The organism is Streptomyces sp. 4N509B, from assembly GCF_052245655.1.
In the GTDB taxonomy this organism is placed as follows: Bacteria; Actinomycetota; Actinomycetes; order Streptomycetales; family Streptomycetaceae; genus Streptomyces.
This window is the reverse complement of the sequence record NZ_JBQQBZ010000102.1, coordinates 1-782: the sequence shown is the minus strand read 5'-3', so window position 1 is coordinate 782 and position 782 is coordinate 1. Positions and strand designations below refer to the sequence as shown.

The following is a 782-nucleotide window of genomic DNA, read 5'->3' as shown; positions in this document are numbered from 1 at the left end:
GTGGGCGGGCTGGACGCGGTGGACGTGGGGTGGAGCCTCGTGTCGTCGCGGTCGGTGTTGGAGCACCGGGCGGTGGTGTGGGGTGCCGATCCGTCGGAGTTGGTCGCGGGCCTGGGCGCGCTGGGGGCCGCTCAGCCGGCGGTGAACGCCCTGTCGGGTGTGGTGGGCGGCGACGCGGGCGGGGGTGTGGTGTTCGTGTTCCCGGGTCAGGGGTCGCAGTGGATTGGTATGGGGCGTGGGCTGCTTGTGTCCTCGCCGGTGTTCGCGGCGCGGTTGGCGGAGTGTGAGGCGGCGTTGGCGCCGTTCGTGGAGTGGTCGCTGTCTGAGGTGTTGGCGTCGGATGACGACGGGTGGCTGGAGCAGGTCGATGTCGTGCAGCCGGTGTTGTGGGCGGTGATGGTGTCGTTGGCGGCGGTGTGGGAGTCGGTGGGTGTGCGGCCGTCGGCGGTGATCGGTCACTCGCAGGGTGAGATCGCGGCGGCCGTGGTCGCCGGGGGGCTGTCGGTGGAGGACGGTGCCCGTGTGGTGGCGTTGCGGTCGGCGGCGATCAACGAGCTGGGTGGGGGTGGCGGCATGGTGTCGTTGGCCGTCAGTGCCCAGCGGGCGGAGGAGCTGCTGTCTTCGGCTGGTGTGGGGGAGCGGGTGTCGGTGGCGGCGTTCAACGGTCCGTCGGCGACGGTGGTGGCGGGTGACGCGGAGGCGTTGGAGACGTTGATGGCCGCCGCGGAGGCGGCCGAGGTCCGGGCGCGCCGGGTGCCGGTGGACTACGCCTCGCACTCCGC

Annotated in this window: 1 protein-coding gene; it reads left to right on the top strand. The window is 72.6% G+C overall.

The features are described from left to right. Nucleotides 1-782, top strand: a 782-nt coding sequence (locus ACTWP5_RS32105; protein WP_443224711.1) for an acyltransferase domain-containing protein, incomplete at both ends; no start/stop codon positions are given.